Annotated in this window: 26 protein-coding genes; 19 read left to right on the top strand and 7 right to left on the bottom strand. The window is 63.6% G+C overall.

Features of this window, described 5'->3' with window-relative positions; all coding sequences use genetic code 11:
- The 5 genes from CCR79_RS03685 to CCR79_RS03665 all read right to left on the bottom strand — a co-directional run bounded on the left by CCR79_RS03685 (window position 1) and on the right by CCR79_RS03665 (window position 5107).
- A complete protein-coding gene (locus CCR79_RS03685; RefSeq protein WP_201168873.1) occupies window positions 1-519 on the bottom strand; it encodes an Hsp20/alpha crystallin family protein in 519 nt (172 codons plus the stop codon).
- A gap of 116 nt (window positions 520-635) precedes the next feature.
- Window positions 636-1466, bottom strand: coding sequence for a DUF429 domain-containing protein (locus CCR79_RS03680; protein ID WP_201168871.1), 831 nt, complete (start codon window positions 1464-1466; stop codon window positions 636-638).
- Between the two features lie 25 nt (window positions 1467-1491).
- On the bottom strand, window positions 1492-2490 hold the full coding sequence (locus CCR79_RS03675) for a zinc-binding dehydrogenase (RefSeq protein ID WP_201168869.1): 999 nt from the start codon (window positions 2488-2490) through the stop codon (window positions 1492-1494).
- 276 nt (window positions 2491-2766) lie between these two features.
- Window positions 2767-3354: an outer membrane protein gene (locus CCR79_RS03670; RefSeq protein WP_201168868.1), complete on the bottom strand. Its 588-nt coding sequence runs from the start codon at window positions 3352-3354 to the stop codon at window positions 2767-2769.
- Between the two features lie 58 nt (window positions 3355-3412).
- The gene (locus CCR79_RS03665) at window positions 3413-5107 is read right to left on the bottom strand and encodes an IS1634 family transposase (RefSeq protein WP_201168866.1); all 1695 of its coding nucleotides are present in this window, start codon (window positions 5105-5107) and stop codon (window positions 3413-3415) included.
- Window positions 5108-5534: 427 nt separating this feature from the next.
- Here CCR79_RS03665 and CCR79_RS03660 point away from each other — a divergent pair, with 427 nt between their 5' ends.
- The 10 genes from CCR79_RS03660 to CCR79_RS03615 all read left to right on the top strand — a co-directional run bounded on the left by CCR79_RS03660 (window position 5535) and on the right by CCR79_RS03615 (window position 14594).
- Window positions 5535-5912: a diacylglycerol kinase gene (locus CCR79_RS03660; RefSeq protein ID WP_201168865.1), complete on the top strand. Its 378-nt coding sequence runs from the start codon at window positions 5535-5537 to the stop codon at window positions 5910-5912.
- 632 nt (window positions 5913-6544) lie between these two features.
- Window positions 6545-7366, top strand: coding sequence for a ParA family protein (locus CCR79_RS03655; protein ID WP_201168864.1), 822 nt, complete (start codon window positions 6545-6547; stop codon window positions 7364-7366).
- A 37-nt stretch (window positions 7367-7403) separates the two neighbouring features.
- Window positions 7404-8996, top strand: a complete 1593-nt coding sequence (locus tag CCR79_RS03650; RefSeq protein WP_201168862.1) for a ParB family protein — start codon at window positions 7404-7406, stop codon at window positions 8994-8996.
- Window positions 8993-9547, top strand: a complete 555-nt coding sequence (locus tag CCR79_RS03645; protein WP_201168860.1) for an STY4526/YPO1902 family pathogenicity island replication protein — start codon at window positions 8993-8995, stop codon at window positions 9545-9547. The genes CCR79_RS03650 and CCR79_RS03645 overlap by 4 nt, the downstream gene beginning before the upstream one ends.
- Complete coding sequence (locus CCR79_RS03640; RefSeq protein ID WP_201168858.1) at window positions 9547-10521, top strand: hypothetical protein; 975 nt, start codon at window positions 9547-9549, stop codon at window positions 10519-10521. The genes CCR79_RS03645 and CCR79_RS03640 overlap by 1 nt, the downstream gene beginning before the upstream one ends.
- Before the next feature lie 8 nt (window positions 10522-10529).
- Entirely contained in the window at window positions 10530-11303 is a 774-nt protein-coding gene (locus CCR79_RS03635; RefSeq protein ID WP_201168857.1) for an ATP-binding protein, read from the top strand.
- A 13-nt stretch (window positions 11304-11316) separates the two neighbouring features.
- Window positions 11317-11604 (top strand): hypothetical protein, encoded by a 288-nt coding sequence (locus CCR79_RS03630; RefSeq protein ID WP_201168856.1) that lies wholly within the window; start codon window positions 11317-11319, stop codon window positions 11602-11604.
- A gap of 316 nt (window positions 11605-11920) precedes the next feature.
- Window positions 11921-12211 (top strand): hypothetical protein, encoded by a 291-nt coding sequence (locus CCR79_RS03625; protein WP_207190286.1) that lies wholly within the window; start codon window positions 11921-11923, stop codon window positions 12209-12211.
- 338 nt (window positions 12212-12549) lie between these two features.
- Window positions 12550-13260, top strand: coding sequence for a response regulator transcription factor (locus CCR79_RS03620; RefSeq protein WP_201168852.1), 711 nt, complete (start codon window positions 12550-12552; stop codon window positions 13258-13260).
- Window positions 13257-14594, top strand: a complete 1338-nt coding sequence (locus tag CCR79_RS03615) for a HAMP domain-containing sensor histidine kinase (RefSeq protein WP_201168850.1) — start codon at window positions 13257-13259, stop codon at window positions 14592-14594. Before CCR79_RS03620 ends, CCR79_RS03615 begins: the two co-directional genes overlap by 4 nt.
- 170 nt (window positions 14595-14764) lie before the next feature.
- On the opposite strand, the gene CCR79_RS03610 is transcribed toward CCR79_RS03615, so the two are convergent.
- On the bottom strand, window positions 14765-15142 hold the full coding sequence (locus tag CCR79_RS03610; protein ID WP_242510815.1) for a DUF192 domain-containing protein: 378 nt from the start codon (window positions 15140-15142) through the stop codon (window positions 14765-14767).
- 1019 nt (window positions 15143-16161) lie between these two features.
- On the opposite strand from CCR79_RS03610, the gene CCR79_RS03605 reads away from it, so the two are divergent.
- The 5 genes from CCR79_RS03605 (at window position 16162) to CCR79_RS03585 (ending at window position 18706) form a co-directional block, all read left to right on the top strand.
- Window positions 16162-16515, top strand: a complete 354-nt coding sequence (locus CCR79_RS03605; RefSeq protein WP_201168846.1) for a hypothetical protein — start codon at window positions 16162-16164, stop codon at window positions 16513-16515.
- Between the two features lie 71 nt (window positions 16516-16586).
- A complete protein-coding gene (locus tag CCR79_RS03600; RefSeq protein WP_201168844.1) occupies window positions 16587-16994 on the top strand; it encodes a TIR domain-containing protein in 408 nt (135 codons plus the stop codon).
- A gap of 2 nt (window positions 16995-16996) precedes the next feature.
- Complete coding sequence (locus CCR79_RS03595) at window positions 16997-17869, top strand: DUF4231 domain-containing protein (RefSeq protein ID WP_201168842.1); 873 nt, start codon at window positions 16997-16999, stop codon at window positions 17867-17869.
- A 70-nt stretch (window positions 17870-17939) separates the two neighbouring features.
- A complete protein-coding gene (locus CCR79_RS03590) occupies window positions 17940-18371 on the top strand; it encodes a 4-fold beta flower protein (RefSeq protein ID WP_201168840.1) in 432 nt (143 codons plus the stop codon).
- 140 nt (window positions 18372-18511) lie between these two features.
- Window positions 18512-18706: a hypothetical protein gene (locus tag CCR79_RS03585; protein WP_201168839.1), complete on the top strand. Its 195-nt coding sequence runs from the start codon at window positions 18512-18514 to the stop codon at window positions 18704-18706.
- 101 nt (window positions 18707-18807) lie between these two features.
- Here the strand turns inward: CCR79_RS03585 and CCR79_RS03580 are convergent, their stop codons facing one another.
- Window positions 18808-19056 carry a hypothetical protein gene (locus CCR79_RS03580; protein ID WP_201168838.1) on the bottom strand — a complete coding sequence of 83 codons (249 nt, stop codon included), beginning with the start codon at window positions 19054-19056 and terminating at the stop codon, window positions 18808-18810.
- A gap of 500 nt (window positions 19057-19556) precedes the next feature.
- Here CCR79_RS03580 and CCR79_RS03575 point away from each other — a divergent pair, with 500 nt between their 5' ends.
- From CCR79_RS03575 to CCR79_RS03560, 4 genes are all read left to right on the top strand, one after another.
- Window positions 19557-20237, top strand: coding sequence for a hypothetical protein (locus CCR79_RS03575; RefSeq protein WP_201168837.1), 681 nt, complete (start codon window positions 19557-19559; stop codon window positions 20235-20237).
- Window positions 20234-21136, top strand: a complete 903-nt coding sequence (locus tag CCR79_RS03570; RefSeq protein WP_201168836.1) for a hypothetical protein — start codon at window positions 20234-20236, stop codon at window positions 21134-21136. The genes CCR79_RS03575 and CCR79_RS03570 overlap by 4 nt, the downstream gene beginning before the upstream one ends.
- Window positions 21133-21426, top strand: a complete 294-nt coding sequence (locus tag CCR79_RS03565) for a hypothetical protein (RefSeq protein ID WP_201168834.1) — start codon at window positions 21133-21135, stop codon at window positions 21424-21426. The genes CCR79_RS03570 and CCR79_RS03565 overlap by 4 nt, the downstream gene beginning before the upstream one ends.
- Window positions 21408-22315 (top strand): TIGR03749 family integrating conjugative element protein (locus CCR79_RS03560; protein ID WP_201168832.1); only part of this gene is annotated, 908 nt, incomplete at its 3' end. The genes CCR79_RS03565 and CCR79_RS03560, both read left to right, overlap by 19 nt.

The following is a 22315-nucleotide window of genomic DNA, read 5'->3' as shown; positions in this document are numbered from 1 at the left end:
CTAGGCGGCCCTCTGGACCTCGATGCGGCGACCCTGCTGACCCTCCTCGGCCTTGGGCAGTGTGATCGTCAGCACGCCATCCCGGAACGAGGCGTTGATCTGTTCCTCGTTGATGGCGCGACTCAGCGGGATCTGCCGCTCAAAACGCCCGTAGGAACGCTCCGTGACGTGGACCTGCCGGTCTGACTCGCCCGAGTCCGTGTGCTCGACCCGCTTCTCGCCGGCAATGCGGAGGACGCCATCGTTGTACGTCAGCTCGACGTCGTTCTCCGTCATGCCGGGCAGCTCCGCGACAACGTACAGGTTGCTGCTGTCTTCCTGGACGTCGATCCGCGGCGCTGTCATGTCCGGGCCGATCTGGGCGAGCGGATCCTCGACCCCGCGGCGCAGGTCGTCGAAGAAACGCATCATCTCAGACTGCAGCGCCGTGAAGGGGTCGCGTGCCGCCAGATCCCGGTTCGCGGCGCGGTTGTGCAGATCCGAGTTGGCCACCGGGAAGAGGTTGCGACGTGCCACCATAGTCTCACCTCCTTTTGTTCCGACGACCCGTTTGCCCGAACCTGCTTGCCTTGGCTGTCGCTTTCGTTCGATCGCTCCTCGCCCACCCCGCGATATAGGTCGTTCGGCACGACCTTTCAAGGGGTGGTGGGCGGCGCAGACGTACGTCGGTCGTTCCCAGGGGGCGGCGTGCGCACCCAGATCCACCCTTCCCGATTGAGGGATTCGTCGATCTCGGCCGGGGGCATCGCCTCGCCGAGGAGGAAGTCCCGAGCTGCGAGCAGGCAGAGCACGGCATCCAGGCCGTCGGAGCGGGTGGCCAGTTCCGGGATCTCGAACGACCCACCCAGCATCTGAGCCATGGCGCAGGCGATGCGTTCACGGGCCGTTTTGCCCTCGGTATCACGACCCTTGTAGCCTTTGGCGGGTATAGCGTGGGCCTGCAGGGTGGCGGCGGGGTAGACCTCGATGAGGCCGCCGGCAGCGGCGTCGCCTTGCTGCAGCTCGCCGGGGCTCCAGCGCATTGGCAGGGTCCAGCCGCGCTCGCATCTGAGTTTGTCGACGAACGCCAGGGCGGCGTGGGCGGTCCGCGCGATGCGGTCGGCACCGACATCCAGGGGTTTCTTGCCGATTTGCCGGTGGACGAAGCGGTCCGTCACCCGATTGAAGAGTTCGCTGGCGTCGGCGCCCAGCGCGTCGCCAGCCCGGTGCTGCGCCAGCTGCTGACCGAGTGGCTGCGGCCACCCGAGGGGCGCATCGAGGGCGAGCAGCGGCGCGTGGGTGTGGTCGGCGAGCCACTCCAGTGCGATCTGAGCCGCACTGCGCGAGGCGGAACCCAGCGCAACCCGCTCGACTCGAAGCCCGCGGCCATCCCAGTGCCCGAGGGCCAGCCCCACTTGCTTGGACTGGACGGCGCAGTCCACGCCGAGGACGGTCAGGGGCCGCTGCGCTGGCTGGTCGTGCCTCATCGGACGGTGGTCCTCCTGCGGAGCATCAGGGCAGCGTCAGCACCAGCTTGCCGGTCAGGCCGCCGGCCTCGAGCCGCCGATGAGCCGCGGCTGCCTCGGCCATTGGGAACGTCTCCTGAACACGCACCTGCAGTGACCCCGCCGCCATGCGCTGGGCGCACTCGGCCAGGATCCCGGTCTGGTGGATGCGCAGATCGTCCCGGCCCAGAACCATGGGGCTGAGCATCAGCTCCTGGACCAGCGTGAGGTTGTGCACGCGCGCATGGTGCAGGTCCAGGTCCTCGGGCAGGGCGAGGATGGTGACGAGCCGGCCGTAGGTGGCGAGGGCGTGGAGCGACCGGGTGCAGACCTCGCCGCCTACGGTGTCGAGCACTACGTCCACGCCCTCGCCGGCGGTCCAGTGTTCCACTGCGTCGACGAAGTCGTCATCCCGGTAATGGATCACCGCCTCGGCGCCCAGTTCGCGGACGATCTCCGCCTTGGCCGGATCGCTGACGGTGGTGATGACCCGGGCGCCCGCCTGCCGGGCGAGTTGGATGGCCACATGGCCTACGCCGCCGGCGCCGGCGTGGATCAGCACGCGCTCGCCCTTCTGCAGAGCGACCCGGTCGAATAAGGCCTCCCAGGCGGTGAGCGCGACCAGCGGCATGGCTGCGGCGTGGACGTCATCGACGGCGTCGGGGGTGGGGGTGACGAAGCGTGCGTCGAGTACCGTGTACTCCGCGTAATTGCCCGGCTCCAGGCCGATCCCGCCGTTCATGAACAGCACCCGCTGACCGGGGGCGAGCTGTTCCACGCCGGGGCCCACGGCGTCGATGGTCCCGGCGCCGTCGCAGCCGAGGATCGCCGGTGGTTGTGCATCGGGGTTGAAGAGGCCGTTGGCCCGGACCTTGGCGTCGACCGGGTTGATGCCGGCGGCGGCCAGGCGCACGCGCACCTGCCCGGGACCCGGCTCCGGGGTCGGCACCTGCGCGGGTTGCAATACGTCCGGGTCGCCAACAGCGGTCATCTGGATGCAGTGCATGGGTCCGATCCGCTCCCTGAACCTGTGAGTGCTCGGTCGGTGCCGGTGCGTGCGCATACCGCCGCCACCGGCTCCGGTCATGATGCCGGATGGCGGGGTGGTGGGGCCAATCCCACCCGATGATGCTCATGGCTGGACGGGCCGATGAAGCCGTGCGTGTTCAGGATGGGTGAAGGCGTCTGATCCAAGCGTGCCGGATTGGGGCGTAGCGACCCGGCAGCAAGCGAAGTGAACCGCTTGCTGCCGGATCCAGGGCTTTGGTGGAGGGGCAAACGGTCAGAAATGGTAGGAGGCGAAGAGATTGAAGCTGTGCTCGACCAGGTCGACCTTGAAGTCATCGGAGAAGGTCTCATCGCCGAAATCGATACGCATGGCCTCGGCGCGGATGCCGAGCGGGCTGTCCGGTGGGACATACTCGAAACCGAGCCCCACGCCGAATCCGGCGAAGTCCTCGTCCTCTGATTCGTGTCCGCTAGAGTTGTTGAGGCGGTAATTCCCAGTAAACTCAAGCTCACGCTGTTGGTAGGTGACTTTGGCGTAACCGAGGGTGGTATCCGTGAACATCCGCCCCACCCGCACGGAGACGCCGAGACCGTCGCCGGCGTCGACGCTCAACTCGGCGCGATCCCCCTGGTTATTTCGCGCAGAGATGATATCGCCATCCAGGTTGCCGACGGTGTAATTGAACTCCGTGGCCAGGTAAAGGTCACCGATGCGCTCTCCGAAGCCGAAGACAATATCGAACCTCGAGGCCCAGTCTTCCTGCCCATAGGTGGTGTCGTATCTATCACCATTGGTATCGCGCAGCTTGGTCTCGTAGGTCTGCGAGGTCAGCACACCCGCGCCAAGGGCCAGATACCCCAACTTAAACAGCCGCGCGTATAACTCATTGATGCGCCGGGAGCGCACTTAAAATTTGGCACTACGCGCTGACGTTCGCTTGGCTCGGCGGCTTCACCTCCAGTTCCTGGAAGAGCTGTCGCTGCTCTGGGGAGATCGAGACCCCGGTGTGGGCTTCTCCGTTGATCTCGACCGCGTGCCTTTGCACGGTCTCCAGCGCCTCCAGGGCGCGCTCGACGCTGAAGGCGGAGTCCTTGGCCTTCAGGCGCATGCGCAGCACCCGGTAGAGGACCAGGGCGAGGAAACAGATCAGCGCATGGGCGCGGATACGCTCGGGCAACCGGTGGTAGACCGGGGCAATATCCAGGGTGCTCTTCAGTGCCCGGAATCCGCGCTCGATATCAGCTAGGGAGCGATAACGTTCAACGATCGCCTGCGCGTCCCACGCCTCCAGGCTAGTGACCAGCAGCAGCTTGCCGTCGAGGCGTTCGGCGGCTGTCCACGCTTCGTCGTCGATGTCGTAACGGAACTGTTCGGCACCGAGGTCCGCCTTGACGATACTGCTCATCTGGTGGCGCAGCACGGTCTGGTGAAAGCGCCGATGGGCGCTGCGATCCGTTGAGCGGCGCCCGCGGCCTGGGCGGCCGGCATCCTGGTTATCGAGCCGCTGGGCCAAGGCCTCGCCGATCTGTTCGATGCGCTCGATCTTGCGCCGCCGCGCCCGCGTCTGCTCCCGTGCGCGCTCCGGATTATGCGCCACGACCAACCGGCGGCCTTGCCAGGTGGTCTCGGTGACCGATTCCTTCCCGGACTGCTCGGCGGCGTCGGCAAGCCGCGGATGCAGCTCGGCCATAACATCGGTGAACTCGGCATAGCGCCGCCCCGGAACGGCAAGGATGTAGTCGATGGCCAGACCCTCATCGGCAGCCAGCGCCTCGAGGGTGTCGACGTTATCCAGGCTCAGCAGGCCCCGGTCAGCGACAACGACCACTCGCTGGAGCTGGTAACGCTTGAGCAGCCGACGGAGCATCGGCGCCAGGGTCTTTGCCTCGGCGACATTACCCTCGAAGACCTCGTGGGCGATCGGCAGCCCATCAGCCGTCTGCACAACGCCGAGAGCGAACTGCCGGGCAGTACCGGCGACGTCCTTGCTATGACCATACTGACGCAGATCGTCGCCAAGCTCCTTCTCACCGTGGATCCGGACGGTGGTGATGTCGTAGAACACAACGCTCAGCTCCTGGTCGAGTAACGGCTTGAGAAGCCCGGCACTCGCCTTCTCGACGGCCTCGCGGTGCTCGATCAGCGCGTCCATGGCGCGCAGCAGCTGGGCGTAGTGGAGGTCTCGGGTGTCGACTCCAGGCAGATGCACGCGCTCGAGCCAGCGCAGCACGCCAAGTTTGCTGCTCGGGTCGCAGAGCCGGTTGAAGACTAGCAGCCGAACAACCGCCTCCAGGTCGAACTCGCGGTACGAGGACCGGAACGCGCGGCGTAGGGCGCGATCGAAACCCAGCTCCTGCCAGAGTTCGGTCAGCAGCCACGCCGGGCCGAGCGAACGGGCCGGGTCAAAACGCACGCCATCAGCGTCTACGCCCTCCATGCCGGCGTGGCGCTGAAGGCTCTGGATCAGGCCTTCGATCTTCTCTTGGGTCGCCGGCTGATCCGCGCGGCCGAGCTGGGCGACCTGTCGGTGGCGGGTACGTCCTTGCTCATCCCGGTAGCTTTCCACCAGGCGAAGGTACTCTCGACCGTTGGAGCGCGACCTGCGGATAAACATGGCTTCACATTATGCCGCTTTTTCCGCTGGCCAGGCAAACCCTTGCGAATGATGTTTGGCACTACAGCCTCTCACGGTGTGGCGCGCAATAAGTCTCTGACGCGCAAAGAGAGCCGCCGCTAGTACCCGGGCTCAACCGGCCGTTACCTGTTTAACTTGGGAGATACGGTCCCGAGAAGGAGGCGGCGCCCGCGAGGGAGGGAGAGGCAGCGATCAAAAGGCTGAGGGTGGAACCACCAAAAAGCCGAAGTCCTTTCACGTTCGTTTCCTGCCATGGTTGTTGGATTGCGCAATGCCGGGACATGACGGCATGCGGATTGAATATAGTCGAAGCCCCGAAAACCAACACATCGTGCGGCACTTTGCCGCGGGCGGTTTCTTTGCGGCATCATGCTGGGATGCTCTCCCAACTACGAGTGCCTGAGTGATGCCGCGCGACGAGCAGAGCCGATCCCGCCGTCACGGGGTGCCGCGCATGGCGCGCGCCCTGCGTAACTCTTGGCGGGGGTTGCAGGCCGCCTGGCGTCAGGAGCCTGCGTTCCGGGAGGAGATGGTCGTGATTCCGCCCCTCGGCCTGCTGGCCCTGATGCTAGGGGCGGACGGTGCCGAGCGCGCGATCCTGGTCGGCAGTCTTCTGCTGATCCTGGTGGCGGAACTGCTTAACTCCGGTATCGAAGCCGCTGTCGACCGCGCCGGCGAGCACTGGGATTCGCTGGCCGAGCGCGCCAAGGATCTGGGGTCGGCAGCGGTGTTCATGGCGATCGTCAATGCCGTGGTTCTTTGGCTGCTGGTGTTGCTAGGTTGACTCGCCGAGGCGGGCAGCATGGATCAGCAGGCCGTACCTCCACTGATCAACGCCTCCTAAGCCGGATAGCGGCTAGAGGCGGAGCGCTGCGGCACGGTTTGGTAGATGGTCTTGCCCGGACCCGCGGGGAGTCGGGCAGGAGAGGAGGGGGCAACGGCGGAATTAGTAAGAGACGCTTGGGGAGTGACTGGAACGCGTAGTCATGCGGTGATGGGAAACGAAGACGGCTGCGGCGCATCCGGGGTGTGCTGCAGCAAGTGAAACGGGGAGGTGTATCTAGGCGACTTGAGCGGAGACGCAGTTCGGACCTCGAAGCGGTTCGAACGTTGCAAATGCTGCTCGCCCAGGGGTCACAAGGAAGTGGGAGAAGAGCCGGTGTGGCACCACCGGCTCTTCGGAGCCCGCCAACGGGGAGTCAAGCGGGCTCGCCCCTGGCTCGGTATCTACCTTGGCATACGTAGGGTTGCCAACGGTAGCGAAGCTGGTGGGCCGCCAAGGACTCGAACCTTGAACCTACTGATTAAGAGTCCGGAATGGCCCGTTGACTAACGGCTTGCCAACAACACTTGGGCCATCTCGTAAACTGCGAATACATCTCCCCTCCGGCTTGATACAAGCGGAGGGGAGGCAACATGGCAATCAAACTCTGTGTCTGTTCCACCAAGGGCGGCGTCGGAAAGACCACCGTTACCGCGAACCTTGGTGCCTATCTGGCCGACCGCGGTCAGCGTGTGCTGCTCGTCGATGCAGACATCCAACCAACCCTGTCCAGCTATTTCCCGATCCATGACCCACCCTCTTCCCGAGGCCTGACGGCGCTCATCACCGAGGGTGAGACCGGCAGTACTGTCAGCACCACGAAGATCGATAGTGATGGCGGCGGGTTGCTCGATCTGGTTCTTAGTGATGATCCGGATGGTGCTCTTCAGAACTGGATCCTGCACACCCCCGATGGCCGGGTTCGTCTCCGGCACATCCTGAGTGAGTACGACGATATCTATGACGTGGTGCTGATCGACACCCAAGGGGCCGTCGGTCCACTCCAGGACGCCGCCGTCCTGTCGGCGGATATGCTCCTCTCGCCGATACCACCGGAGATTCTCTCTGCGCGCGAGTTCGCTCGTGGGACGCTCGGGATGATCGACCGCCTCAAGCCCATGGCGGCGCTTGGTGCACCCATCGCTCCGCTGCGCGGCCTGCTATATCGGATGGATCGTACAGCGGATGCCCGGGCCATTGCCCAAGAGCTGCGCCGCGAGACCTACGAGCCCAGCAAGGGGCAGATCACCATCCTCGAAACCACGGTGCCGGCGACCGTGGCCTACCGAGAGGCGGCTACCCGGCAGATCCCGGTGCACCAATGGGAGCCCAGGCGCGACGGGCCGACCCCCGCAGCGCTCGAGACCATGCGGGCTCTCACTCGAGAGCTTTTCCCGCACCTCGAGGACGTCTAGCCGACTTACGGTCTGGCTCGGAGTGCCGGAGGCGCATATGGCAAAACGCGGTTTGACTGAAAAGGTCCGACAGGGCCTGTGGCAAGGGCACTACGGTACCCGGGAGCACAGCCTGGATCAGCCGGGTGACCCGGTTACCGTGACCCAGCTGGTGCTATCGATCGAGCAGATCCTCGAGTACCAGGACAACCCACGCCGTTTGGAGAACCCCCGCTATGAAGAGATCAAGCAGTCGATTGCGGCGCAGCGGGGGCTCAATAACAGCCTGGATGTGACCCGTCGCCCTGGCGACGAGCACTACACGATCTGCGCCGGCGGCAATACCCGCCTGCGCATTCTCCGCGAACTTTTTGCGGAGACCGGGGATGAAGCCTTCGCGCGGGTCCACTGCCTTTACCACCCTTGGCAGGGTGAGACTACGGTTCTGACCAGCCACCTGGTCGAGAACGAGCTCCGAGGCGAGCTCGCCTTGATTGATAAGGCCCTTGCCCTGGAACACCTCCGGGGCCACCTAGAGGCGGAGTCGGGCGAGAAGCTCAGCCGCAATGCATTCATTGCTCGGCTTCACGGGCTCGGATACACGATCAGCAAGCGTCACCTGCTCCGGTATGAGTTCGCGGCGCAGCACCTACTGGCTGCGATCCCGGAGGCGCTGAACAGCCTTGGCGCAAAAACGCTCGACCACATCAGGAAGATCTACGCTGCGGCACAGGAAGTCTGGAGTCATTACCAGCGGGATGCGGAGGATTTCGACATTCTCTGGGAGCAGGCGCTCGCCCATACCGACGCTCCCGACTGGGATCCGGAGGAAGGTCGAGATGAACTGGTAGCCCGGATGGCGGAGGCGCTGGGAATCGACCAGCGCGCTGTGCGTTATGAACTGGACACCGTTTTGAGCGGCCATCCGCTGCCGGGACGCATCGATCGTATGGAGGATCAGTCCACCTCCGTATTGGATGCTGATCACGATGATGCGCCGGAAGGAATGGTTCGGTCAGGTGCCATGGAGTCGGAAAACACGGCGCCTGACGATAAGACAGCCGCAGCATGCACCCCGGTCGCTGCAGAAGACGAAGGGGACCTGGAGGAGTCCGCCCCGTTCGAACCGGAACCAGCTCTGAACAGTCCGGAGCCTGAGTTCCGCCCAGAGACGACCTCCGATGATGAGGTCGTAGAGGGCGAGTCCGTTCCTGATCTGCGCGAGCACATCTATCGGCTGGCACACAGTATCGCGAGGCGTTACGAACTCGATCGATGCGTGCACTCCTGGGATCACGGGGTCGGCTACCTGGTTGAGTTGCCGGAGGCCCCTGACGCCGGCTCCCAGCACCCCGCTCGGAAGTGGATCTGGTGGACCCTACTTGCTTTCTCCGAAGCGTTGGCCACCGATGCCCGGAGAGCGCATCTACCTGGTCATTACGACCTACCGCAAATCGTCAACAGCAGCCCCGGCACTGTCCGCAGTCGCATGGGTTCACCAGGCTACGTCCAAATCGCCATGGACTTCTGGTCGAACCCATCGGTACCCGAGACCGATATTCAGGACTTCATCCAGCTGTTACGGCTCTGCCGTCAACTACGCAACGCCGCACTCGAACGCAACATGAACCTATGGGAGGGCGAGCCATGAGGACAATGAGCCCGACCAAGCTCGCACACGAGGCGATTCTGCATGCCCTCGAGTGCAAGCAGGAACAAGGCAGCGTGCAGCAGATCGAGAAATTGACCTTCCGGGAGTATCTCTACCTGCTGTCACAAGCTCGGTACTTTCTCGATATCCACGTTCATCCCGAGCGTCTGGCGGCGGCTATCGAGCGCGCTCGTCGTCGTGCCGAGGAGGACGAACTTGCCGATGAACTGATCCGCCACCATGCCCACGGGGCGATGATGGAAGCGCTTTTCGGGATGACACCTGCGGAGGTGGCCCGTCGTCGCCGGACGCTGGGGGTGTCTCGGCACCAGGGGCGCCCACCCCGTCTGCAGCCGGAACGGGCCGACGTCGTCTGGCAGTCCTGGCAACAGCACCACGGCCTACCCGATGCGAAGCGGTATCTGCGAGTTGCCCAGAAGTGCCGCGTTCCTGCGCAGGCTGTGTGGCAGCTCGTACAGGAAGCCGAAGCCATCCAGCGGGACTACGCCTCAAGGGGGCGGGCCGAACCGGCGGTCGAGGGAGGGCACTGATGAGTGCCATCAAATTGACCCAGGAGGAACTCCAGGCGTTGGCGGGGCTCCCGAGCTTGGCGCTCCGTGTCTACATCCTCGGTATCCGACCGTATATGGATTACCGGACGGGCCTGGTCGGTGTGCAGCGGCGTATCAGCTGGCAATCACTGCGCGAAGCCTGCCATGTCGAGCCGCACCAGGGCCTGACCGGCACCGGCACACCGAGCAAATCCGCCGTAAGGCGCTCGGTGGATTGGCTGAACCGGTCGGGGTTAACGGTCGAGTGTACCCAAGGGAAGCGGCTCATCTTCCACTGTCCGTTGGCCCATACGGACTCGTCTGAGCGGGAAAAACCCGGCACAAACCCGACACAAACCCGGCATAGCGAACCCGACACAGATCCCGACAAGACCCGGCTCGCATGTGATGGGCAGTCGCGGTCTCAACCCGACAGGCATCCCGACCCTAACCCGACATCCCCGGTGCAGATCCAAGCCAACACACCTCCGGTATCCGGTGTCCGGAGAGAAGCTCCATTACACACCGAGGGGGCCTCTCGGTCGGGGGGCGCAGGGGTGTGTGAAGCTGGCCTTGCTGGGACGCTCTCGGCCTCCGCCCAGCACAGCGCCGATGCTCCCAAAGCCAATGACCGCGAGGTCTTTGAGCGGTTCTGGACGGCCTACCCGAGGAAGGTCAAACGGCGTGAGGCCTACGAAATCTTCCGCTCGCGCGGGCTGCGCTGGCAGATCGACGCCATCCTCAGCGACATCGCATGCAGGCAGTTAGAGGATCGGCGCTGGATCGGTGGCTATATCCCCAACCCAGGCAATTACCTACGGGAGGAACGCTGGAAAGAGGCCATCGAGCGTGGCCGAGGGTCCGGTGGAGCGGCTCCGCGCACCACGCTCGATGAGCATACGTCGCAGAAGAGCTACCAAGCCGAGGTTGATGTGTTCGCGGCTGCGGGCTTTGAAACGGACCCCGACTGGTAGGAGGGATTATGCAAAGCATCGCGCACGCTCTAAATAGCCACCATCGTGAGAAGCAGGAGTACTGCCCTGATCACGGCCAGTACACCGCCATCTACACCTGGCTGGGTGATCGCTGGGTCGGCGGGGGGTGTCCGCACTGCCTGGACGCGAAACGCCAGCGCCAGCGGCGGGAGGACATGGAGCAGAGACGTCAGCAGCGTACCCAGACGATGATCCGGTTGGCCGGCATCCCGGGGCGGTATCAAGATGCCTCGTTTGAGGCTTTTGACGCCGAAGCGGACGCAGCGGTTCGGGTGCGTGAAGCCTGCCGCCGCTATGCGGAGACCTTTCCCGAGCGCCTCCAGAATGGGACGAACCTCATCCTCTCTGGTGGGGTGGGTACCGGAAAGACCCACCTCGGTTGTGCTATCGCGCGCTATGTCATTGCTGCGCACCAGCGGCAGGCACGTTACGCCACCGTCTCCGACGCGGTGCGTCAGGTGCGCCGAACCTATGACCGGACGAGTGAGCAGACCGAGCAGGACGTGTTCGACTGGCTCGCTGGTTTGCCGCTGTTGGTCCTCGACGAGGTGGGCGCTCAGACCGGCTCCGAGCATGAGCGCATGGTGCTTTTTGAGATCTTCAACCGGCGGTACTCGGACATGCGGCCGACCGTCGTGATCTCGAACCTCGGATGCCAGGACTTGACGCAGATTCTAGGCGAGCGCGTCATCGATCGGCTGCTTGAGGACGGCACAGCTCTGGCCTTCACTTGGGCCAGCTACCGGAGCGGTAAACGGTGATAGGGGGGACGGGATGGCCTCTTCGAATGCCGAGAGACAACGAGCCTATCGTCAGCGTCATCTCAAGGGCCTTGATGAGGACGTCGAGATGCTGGAGCGCATCAACGCCATGGTCCACTTCAGGGCCAAGCTCAACCTTGAGCGCCTGGCCGTCCACCACGGCATGACCCAGCGCGCCGTGCTCGAGTGGGTCCTTGAGGAAGCCGTTGCGCACGTCCTGAATACCCTCGATGGACCGGCGCAGGATGCCTTCCTCGACCTCAAGCCCACGTTACGCAATAACGGTTCAGGCGAGCGTTGATGGATTGTGAAGCCTATAAATACGGGACCCATCCTGGTGTGGCGCAGCGGTGCAGGTCGTTCAGGCGCTATCCAAATCTGTGTAGGTGACGGCGTCATCAGGTCAGGCCGCGTCAGCACTAGATGTTGTGCGATAGGGTCACGCCGGCGGACGGCTACCCCGCTACAAGCCGCTGACACCCACACGATCCGCGAAGGGGCCGGGATGTGTCATATCCACAAGAGCTGCGGACAACCGCTTGGAGGTCCGCAGCACGATTTAGTGGCACACTCCCCGAAAGCGCGCACTGGCCGTGGCTCACTCAGTCACCGCGGCCTTGACCTGCACCGCGACCTTCGGACTGGCCATCGCCAGCTCCGCGGCGACTTTCCGCGCGACCCTCACCGCCCCGTGCGGCAGCATCGCCACCGCGCTGCCCGGCTTGGCCCTCACCCCGACCCTGGCCGGTAGCGTCCTCGGCGCGGGGGTCTCCTTCACCGCGACCCTCACCGCCCCTTCCGGCGGCATCGCCATCGCGCCGCCCGGCTTGGCCCTCACCCCGGCCCTGGCCAGTGGCATCCTCGGCATGAGCGCCACCCTCGCCGCGGCCCGACGCCTGCCGCTCTGAAGCGGCTTGTTGTCCGGCCTGCGAAGGCTCGGCATCATCCGACCCGGCGGTCAGTGCCGGCGCCGGCAGGCCGAAAGCCAACACCATGGCCAGTGCCATAAGCTTGGGGAATCGCCTACTGGGTCGTGTCATGACACATTCTCCTCTGGCTTGAAAATCGGTACCGCATGACCCGTCGGTCTCGACATGACTAAGGCCACAGGTGCGATTCTCTCTCCTCCGGGGACCGCCGTGGGATTAGCGCAGCACAAGATCTGCCAAGAAAGGTCAAGGACGCTATCCAGGGCGGCTGCATCGAGGCGCGCAGTAGAGACGGAAGCAAGGCAGAATGGAGGCCCATGGCACGCATCCTCATCGTCGACGATGACCCGGCTCTCCAGGAGCTGCTCGCGGAGTACCTGCAGGGAGAGGGCTTCGAGGTGGCGGCCGCCGAGGACGCCGGGCAGGCGGAGCAGCAGCTCGCCGCCGCGGCGCCGGCGGTCATCGTGCTGGATGTCATGCTCCCCGGCCGCAACGGCTTCGAGCTGCTCCGGGAGATACGCCGGGAGCACAGTGTACCGGTGCTCATGCTCACCGCCCGCGGCGATGATACGGATACGGTCGTAGGTCTGGAGCTCGGCGCCGACGACTACCTCGCCAAGCCCTGCAACCCCCGGGTTCTGCTCGCTCGCATCCGCGCCCTGCTGCGCCGCGCGCAGCCGCCCTCCTGCGAGGAGGCTTCGGTGCTGCGTGCCGGCGATCTCGAACTCGACTGGGGCCGACGGCAGCTCCTGTGCCAGGGTGAGCCCGTCACGCTCACCGGGGCGGAGATGGCCGTGCTCGCCGTGCTGCTGCGCCACGCCGGCGAGGTGGTCTCCCGCGAGCGCCTGAGCGAGGAAGCCCTGCACCGCCCCTTAGGGGCCTACGACCGCGCCATCGATACCCACATCAGCAATCTGCGCCGCAAGCTGGGACCACTGCCCGAGGGCGGGTCACGCATCATCAGCCGCCGTGGAGCGGGCTACCAGCTGATTCCTGCCGACGCTCCGGCTGGAGGAAACGCGAGATGAGCCGACTCTTCCTCAAGCTTTTCCTCTGGCTCTGGGTGGCGATGAGCGCTGTCGGCGGGGCCTTGGCGGCCGTCTACGCCCACTGGAGCGGCGCCGCCCTGCCCGAGGCGGCGGAACTGCAAGCGCACGCTGAAGAGCTGGAGGAGCTGGCGGCCGAGGCCCGCGATCGCGAGGTCCGCGCCTACCTGCGCGGCCTGCAGCGGGGGGAGGCGCCGCGGCTGCGGATCGTGCCGCAGGCGCCGGGCCTCTCTCCCCAGGGGCAGCGGCGCGGGCCCCACCCCCTGCAGGAGGCGCTCGAGGAGGCGGATCTGGACGGAGCGGCCTCCGGCTGGGTCGAAGGCCATCCCTACCGCGCGGTGTCCTTGGAGCTGGGCGACGGGCGGGAGCGGCACCTGGTAGCCGTGGGCTCCCCGGCGGGGCTGGCCGACCTGCCACCGGGGGTCGGCGCAGGGCTGGCCCTCGCCATCACAGCAGCCCTGGCGGCGCTGCTCGCCGCCCGGCTCAGCCAACGGGTACGACGCATTCGCCGGGCTAGCCAGCGCCTGGCCCAGGGCGATCTCTCCGCCCGCGCCGGGACCACCTCGGGCGGCGGGGACGAACTCCAGGCGCTCGCCGGAGACTTCAACCGCATGGCGGACCAGCTTGCCTACCTGATCGAGTCGCGCGGGCACTTGCTGCGGGATCTCTCCCACGAGTTGCGGTCGCCGTTGGCGCGGCTCCAGACCGCTTTGGAGCTGGCCCGTCAGCAGGACGGCGAGCGCCAGGCGGGCCATCTGGCACGCATGGAGCACGAGCTTGAGCACCTGGATCGCCTGATCGGGCAGATCCTGAGCCTGGCGAGGCTGGAGGCAGGGGCCGCGGAGATCACGCCCGAGCCGATCGACCTGCCCGGCCTGGTCGAGTCCATCGCGCGTGACGCCCGCTACGAGCTCCGCGGCGATCCAGACGAGGGGAGCGAGGGGCGCTCGGTGACTGTCGTCCCGGGCCCGGAGGCCACCGTGCAGGCGGATCGCTACTTGCTGCGTGCCGCGATCGAGAACGCCGTGCGCAACGCCCTGCAGCATACCCCGGAGGGCAGCGCCGTGACCGTGACCTGGGAGGTGGGGGGCGAGGGCGTCGCGATCCGGGTCCGCGACGAAGGCCCCGGGGTTCCTGAGGAGGAGCTGCAGCGGATCTTCGAGCCGTTCCGGCGCCTGGCTTCCGGCCGCCGCAGCGGGCACGGCCTCGGCCTGGCCATCACGTGCCATGCGGCTGAGACGCTCGGCGGCGTGGTGCATGCGCGCAACCGCGCTCCGCACGGCCTCGAGGTCGTCCTCCACCTTCCCAACCGGTGAGACTGGCGCAAAGTGCCCGATACGCTGAGAACATGAGGCCCGCAACTGCCTAGCGATGCTCCTTCCCGCCCGTGCCCTGATCGCCTTCCTTCGGGCCGCAGCAGATGTTTTGGGTAGGGACTAAGACTCGGCAGGGCCAGCATGGACGGGTTCTCATGGGTTGTTCACGATCAGTGGGGTGAGAGGTCGGAATCGTCGGAGCACGCAATTCGAGGGATCTCGATCTGGGTTTCCGGTTCTATGCCGATGGTCTCCGTCTGTTTGGGTGCGAGTTCCAGCGCGGCATCAACAGGCTCAGGGGGGCGGTATCCTTGTTCGCCTGGGGTCATCCGCTCGATCGCGATGATCTCTCCCTCGGCAATCCAGGCAATGTCCAACGGCGCGGATACGTTATGCATGTGAAAGCTCGGTCGGTGAGGCTCGGTCCAAATGAAGAGGACCCGTTCTGTGCTCAGCTGCTCCGGGCTTGCATGCTGGAACCCCTGGGCTCGAGCCGTCCGCGTGTTGGCGATTCGGACTTCGATAGGTTCTCCGCCGACTACAGCCATGGCCGTCGGTAAGTCCTCGACCCCGTACGAATCGGAAAAGGGGTCAAGGAGAAGCGTTAGGGCTAGGGCCAGGGGGACTAGGAGGGTCATGGTTGCATACCTCCTCGGGGCCAACGGTCAGGGATCCGCCTCAAGGGGTCAACCCCAAGAGTTTACACAGAATTCGCCGAGCCGCTGAGACTTGGCGGCCCTCCGTCTTTCAACCCGCGCGCTTAAGCGTTCCGCGCCAGGTGGCGCGCGCTCTTGCAGCCCGACATTGTAAGGTGCTTCACTGGCCAACATGTCAACGGACGACTGCGCGTGGAGCTCGCCACACCACCTACCCTTGGGGACGCCTCGAGGGTGTACCTCTCGGACCTGCCGTACGCAGAACCGCGGCCACGCGGGCCCCTAGGTGTCTTGCAAGCATTTCCGCCGCCCAGGCCGCCGTTTCGCTGAGCAACCCATTGTTATTGCACCGAACCGCTCAATTAATCTCTGCGCGCGTCTTGGCGCAGCCGGAAATACAGAATTACGCCTGATCGGGATACACAGAATCTGTCGATACCACTGTTGGGCGCTGGGAGAATAGTGAATATCAAATGACATTGCTGAATGAAGAATCTGCTAAGCGGTTGGAGCGCATGCGCATCGAGGGTGACCCGAAGTACGTTTGGCCTGAGGGCTGCTACGGCTCAGCACTTGGTTGGCTAGTCTTTGTAGGCCCGAGTCCTGGCGGTGGCGAAAGGGTAACCCCAAATCGAGCGCGAGTTATGGACAGCGGAGCACCGCTATGGGATACGCCGTTCTTAGAACCATTCAGTGAGTGGAGCGCTGGCTTCAGAGCATCGCTAAAGCCACTCGTTGAAACCATTGTTGGGTTGTCCCTAGCGGCTGGCGGATCCAAACTATATACTTTTGTGAATTTTCATTGGCAGCAAAACCCAGATGCTGCCTCTGTTCCCGCGGACCGAATGCAAAGTGGTGCATCATCGGTTTTGAAAGTACTAGTGCAGATACGCCCACGCGTCATTGTCGCAATGGAGCAACAATCCTTCGATTTACTCATTCGCACGCTTAAAGATGCCGGATACACAATATCTTGTCCGGATGTATCCGCTTTTATCGAAATTAACGAAAAAGGGCGCGCTCATAGGTCTATGCAGGGTTGTCGAATTGACGGCGAAGGCCCACTTTCACAAGTCCTTGTGGTCCGTTCACCTCAGCATCCCGCACGAATGTACAACGTGCCCTATGCATATCGGTGCGCACAGGCTATACGAACGTTTATAGATCAGTTGCTTGCTGGTAAATCGAAGGTCATCGTGCAAGAACGTGCCCAACAAGTCACTGCAGCCGACTATCAACCCGCTACGCGGGCTGACGACGGCTGAGTGAAGGCGTTAGGCGAAAAGAGACGATATACGGCAATCCCCGGCAACGGCAATCAAAAGGAGAACGGTATATGCCAACTCTGAACCCATACCGCTTGTTCATTAGCCACGCGTGGAAATACGGGGAACGCTACGAGAGTATGATTAAACTTCTCGATAACGCGAACAATTTTGCGTACATCAACTACTCGATTCCGGAGGACAAGAAATTCGACCGAATGAACAAAGAGCAGCTCAAGGAAGAGCTACGGCAGCAAATTCGACCAGCGCAGGTCGTGGTAATTATTGCTGGCATGTATGTCGCGCACAGCGATTGGATTCAGTTCGAGATAAACGTTGCGAGTGCGTTAGATAAGCCGATATTGGGTGTACGCCAGCGCGGTGGACAACGAGTACCTGATGCGGTCAGATCGGCCGCGGACGAACTGGTGAACTGGAATACCGGCTCAATCGTCCAGGCGATACGCAGGCTGCGGTAGCCATGGACAAAGGCAATTACCCGGCGCTGTACTTGGACGCTGACAAGGCCTCCAATACGGCACAAAGCAAGTACCTGAATCTCGTGCGGGCAGAATATACCCTGCTGTTCCTTGCTGCAGTCCTGGGACTCCAGTGGTATACCAGTGCGTACTACGATGTTGGTTATGCCCTCGTATTCGTGCTCGCCGCGACAATGCTCGTGGTTCGTTCATTCAAGAAGCCTGAGCAAACATGGTATCGATGCCGAGCTCTTGCGGAGTCGGTCAAGACATCCACGTGGCGCTATATGATGCGGGCCGACCCGTTCCTCGACGCCGAGAGTATCCAAGAGCCGAGAGCGGAATTTCGGAATTATTTGCGGGAGATCTTGAAGGCTAACCGAGAAGTCGGTGAAGAATTAGCGTCTGGTTCCTCAGCCGAAGATCAAGTGACTCACGCGATGGATCAGGTTCGGAAAAGGGGAATCGAAGAGCGCAAGCAGTATTACAAGGAATATCGGATACAGGAGCAAAGAGATTGGTATAACCGACGTGCGAGAGATAACAAGAAGGCATTTCGACGTTGGGTCGGGGTGACTTTGATCGTTTATGTCATAGCAATACTCACCGTGCTGATACGTATCACCCAGCCCGGTTGGGAGCATGCGCCGACCGATCCGCTAATCGTGCTCGCAGCGTCTTTGATCGGCTGGATGCAGATTAGGAAGTTCAGCGAACTTGCGTCGTCGTATACGCTCACGGCACACGAAATTGGGATTACGCTCAATAGACTGTATGAGGTCGAGACGGAAAATGACTTTTCGGAGTTCGTTAATGAGTCAGAACTGGCGTTCTCTCGAGAGCATACTCAGTGGGTAGCGAGGCAGCATGAGTAGCTGGTTCCTAACTAGTGGCTTGAGGCGACGCTCGCAAGGCTCGCGCGCCTCAGCCTGTCGTTGAGGTCATATGAAAATAATCGCTGTTTGCCTATTGACGTTCGTGTGCTCCGTTGTGGTCGCGCAAGACGAGATCTCGCTTTTCGACGGAGAAGGCCGTGCGGCCGCGTACATCGTCGCCGACGATGATCTGACTATCTATCTATGGTCAGGCGAACCCGTCGCATACCTTGTCCGAGACAGCGGTCGTGACTTTCATGTCTACGGATTCAATGGAAATCACCTAGGTTGGTTTGTAGATGGAATCGTTCGTGGTCACGAGGGCGATGCAGCGTGTGCAGTAGAAAGCGTTTTCTCAAATCCGCAGCCTGAACCGGTCAAGAGTGTGAAGTCGCTAAAGCCGCTCAAAAGTTTGAAAGAACTAGCTCCACTGCGCCCGCTCTTTTCGCAACAATGGGGAGAGTTACCGTGTCGTTCGTTCCTCAAGCAAGGCGAACCGTGAGTTCTCAGAAAATGACCTCTAACACTGCGCTCCAGCCGACCGACTACAGCGGGCTTTGCCCGCTTACGCTGTCGGCTGAGCTTCGAGGTTGGGCGGCATTACGATGAATACGATATCCTAAGATATAGGAGCTCGACCTGGTGGATATCGAAGAAGCAATGAAGCAGGCACTGCTGGATATTCGCAAGGACTGGCTTAAGGCCGATACCAGTATCAGTGGCGGGCAGTTGCACTCGCAGCTCAGTAGTGACTGGATCGATAATCTAGCCGGGCTGCTTAGAAGCGAGTACACCCAGGGCCCCTTCGCGAATCGTGTGGGTGTCAGCGGCTTGTAGCGGGGTAGCCGTCCGCCGGCGTGACCCTATCGCACAACATCTAGTGCTGACGCGGCCTGACCTGATGAAGGTGTCACCCACACAGAGTTGGATAGCCCCAGTTAGGTGTGTAGGTCAAAGCCTTCCTGATGGGCGATAATCAAGAGCCGTTTGTAGATTGCTTCAGCTTTCTTTTGGACTTCAGCTGGGTCGCCGGGGGTGTTAGTCTTCATCGCCCCCCCATTGCTGTCGGGTGAGTAGTATAGAGCCAACAGCAGGGTCGCCTCCGCGGCAATCTCAGCCGCGATCTGGTTGCCCGTTGGTCGGTCAGTAGACGGGTTTGTTGAGTCATTTGAAATAGGGGTCGTCATGACGTTCCTCAACGGGTTAGGAATCTATTTCCGATCCTCAACGAAAAAATACCGGAGACCTAGAGGCTTAAGACGTAGAAGACGCTGAAGAGCTGAAGGCGGCCCAAGGTGGTGCGGTCTTCAACCATTGCGAGGCGTTCACTTCCGCATCCGCTGCGCCGTTAGCGTCTGGGGTCTGCGTTCTCTGCGAGGCACGCTGGCCCTTTTTGCATTGTAATCCCTTACTCGGGAGGGGGTGGGCTTTCAGGTGCCTTAGCGCGCAAGGGTATCACCCCGCTGACCCTTTGACCCGTTTAAGAATTTCATCCCCGGGTAGGCCCCGTACCGTTCCGTCTCCCTTCCATTCCGCTCACCTTTTATAAGCTTGTGGCCTTTCACGGCCTGTCGCCCACGCGCACAGCCAGAAGTCTCGTCAGGGGATTCTGCTTTTTGGCGACATTCTGCGGTGCTCTCTCGGCACGCTGAACCACGCAGGTACGGGCAAGAGGAGGGGCCAGCAGATGCGTGCCGTCCTTTTCGCAACGCTACTCACGATCGCTGGGCCGAGCATAGCCGGAGAACAGGTGGGGCGCTACTCCAGTCTGGACCCTGATCCTATGGATGCGGAGCTGGAGCCGCTCAAGACCAGCGTCCAGGTCGTCTTTCCACAGGAGGTGACGACCGTCGGGGATGCCCTGGAGCATCTTCTTGAGCCGAGCGGCTACGAGTTCCTGGAGCTGGCGGCAACGTCCGTATTGACCAGTCGCCCGCTGCCCGAGGCCCACCGGGAGCTCGGGCCTATGCCCTTGCAGGAGGCCCTCAAGACCCTCGCTGGTGCTCCCTGGCGACTTCTTACCGACCCGGTCGCGCGCGCGGTGACCTATGAACCGAAGCCGCCGTACCGGGAGGGGGCGGAGGCCAATGCGGAGCGGCTCGCGGCCGATCGGGACGACCCGGAGGAACCGGGGACCCTCGGGCCAATTGCCCGCGGCGCCAGCCTCTACCAGATCGCGGCTCATGTCGCGCCAAGGCATCCGAAGGTGGCGAGCCAGGCCCTCTACGAGGCCAACCCCCAGGCCTTCATCGGCGGCGACCCGAATCTGCTGATGGCCGGCGCCAAGCTGGAGATCCCCGACACCGAGGAGATCGAGGCCGGCGATCCGGATGAGGCTGAGTCGTGGTTTGACGAGGTGACCCAATGAGCCGGCGAAAGCAAACCCAGCGGCAACACCCCGATACTTCCGAAGGCGAGCGCCAGACCGACGCGCAGGCGGGCGAGCCGCACGAGGCATCCGCGGGCCCCAGGAGCGTCGAGACCCCGGATCCTGGTTCGCCCGATGAACCCGACCACGGAGCGGACCTCGAGGCATCCATCTTCGGTGATGGCGCAAGCGAGGAAGGCCAGGAACACCAGGCAGCCGCGACCGGCACCGGCGCTCGCCTCAAACGCTTCGCCCTCCCTGGCGCAGGTGTTCTCGTCGTGCTCGTCGTCCTTGGAGCCGTGCTCGGCGCCGGTGGGGACGACGAGGAGGATACCGCGCCGGCCCCGGAGCTGGCCCAGGTTGCGCAGCGTGTCCAGGCCCTGGAGCAGGAGCTCGAGAATCAGCTGCAGGAGGTGGCGGCGGAGCAGGAACAGGCAATCGATGCCTTGGAGCAGGCTCAGGAGTCCGGGCTGCAGGAAATCGAGCAGGCCCTGGCTGCGCATGAGGAGGCACTGACAGGGCTGCCGTCGGTCGATCGCGTCGCTCAACTGGAGCAGCAAACCGGGGACCTGGCCGCAGAGCTCGAGGCCCTGGAGCAACAGATCCCCGGGGTCAGCGAGGACCGGCTCGACGCGCTGGATGAGCGGCTCACCACCCTGGAGGAGGCACCGGAGAACCCGAGGCTCGAGGATGCCCGTCTACTCGGCTTCGAGCATTGGGCCGGGTCCGCACTGGTCATCCTGGCCCATGACGGAGAGACCGGGCGCTATCGCTCCGGCGAGGCCGTGGGCGAGACGAGTTGGCGGGTGAGCTCGGTCGATCCAGAGGCCGAGGTCGCGGTCCTGCGCCACCAGGACGGCACCCTGCATGCGCTGCAAGTCGAGGAGGCTGGCCCATGAGGTGGTTCCATCCGACAGGGGCCCTGCTGGCAGGGCTGATCGTGATGGCGGGCTGTTCCAGCACGCCGTCTTCGCCCGAACAGGCGTCCGAAAAGCCGAAGGCCGAGGAGGGGGAAGCGAGCGAGTCGGCTGACAAGCAGCGCGCCGAGGGGGATGACGCAGAGGCATCCCCGGAGCCTTCCTGCGAGGAGGTCCTCGAGGGGCGCCGCCAGGTGTGGGCGGATCTCTCGCGCGCTCCCGAGCAGATCATCTACTACATCGGAGGTGAACGGTGCGAGCCCGAACGCTAGCCAGCGCCCTCATCCTCGCCTTGGCCCCGACCTACGCGGTGGCCGGGGATGACGGGTTCTCGCTGCCCGTGCCGGAGTTCACGACCGATCCCGAGACTGAGCAGCGCCCGGAGGGCGCTTCGGAGGATGGATCCGGTGCCAGCGGAGCGGCTCAGCAGCAGGACGGTGAGGCGCCTGGCGTAGACGGTCCGGAGCCGGGCAGCGATGCCGCCGGAACGGTTGCGACCCCGAAAAAGCGGGCCGCTCAGGATGGTGCCGCGCCGGAGCGTGTGGTCTGGGATGGCACCCCGATCCGGGTCATCCTGCCGGTCGATGGGGAGCGGATCGTGCGCCTGCCGGCCGATCAGGCCCGGGTCGGCGTGCCGCCGGCTCTCGAAGATCGTCTGCGTGTCCTTTCCCGCGAAGGCGTGCTCTATCTCCAGCCGACCGAAGCCTTCGAGGCGACACGGGTGCTGGTCGAGGAGCCGCACACCGGACGGTCCTTCATGCTCGATCTGGAGGCGCGTGAGGATGGGCCGCGCCGTGAGCTGATCGTCCACGGCGAGGAGCGTGAGGCGGCAGCTGACCCCGAGGGGCCTTCCGAGGCGGAGTCCGCCGATGGGCAAGCGCCGGTCCTGGACTACGTCACGCTCACACGCTACGCCGCACAGAACCTCTACGCACCTGATCGACTCAGGCCCGGGCATCCCGGGATCCGCTCGGTGGGCGTTGAGGATGGGACTGTCGCCCTGGTCCGTGGCGCTCACGTCGAAGCCGAACCGGTCGCCGCCTGGCGTGGGGGTGGGTACCACGTCACGGCGGTCCGGCTGACCAACCAGACCCGTGAGCCGGTCCTGCTCGACCCCCGGGCCCTGCGCGGGGACTGGCTCGCGGCGACCTTCCAACACGC

The sequence above is a fragment of the Halorhodospira halophila genome (assembly GCF_016653405.1).
In the GTDB taxonomy this organism is placed as follows: Bacteria; Pseudomonadota; Gammaproteobacteria; order Nitrococcales; family Halorhodospiraceae; genus Halorhodospira; species Halorhodospira halophila_A.
The sequence above is the reverse complement of the archived record's forward strand: the minus strand, read 5'-3'. Positions and strand labels throughout refer to the sequence as shown.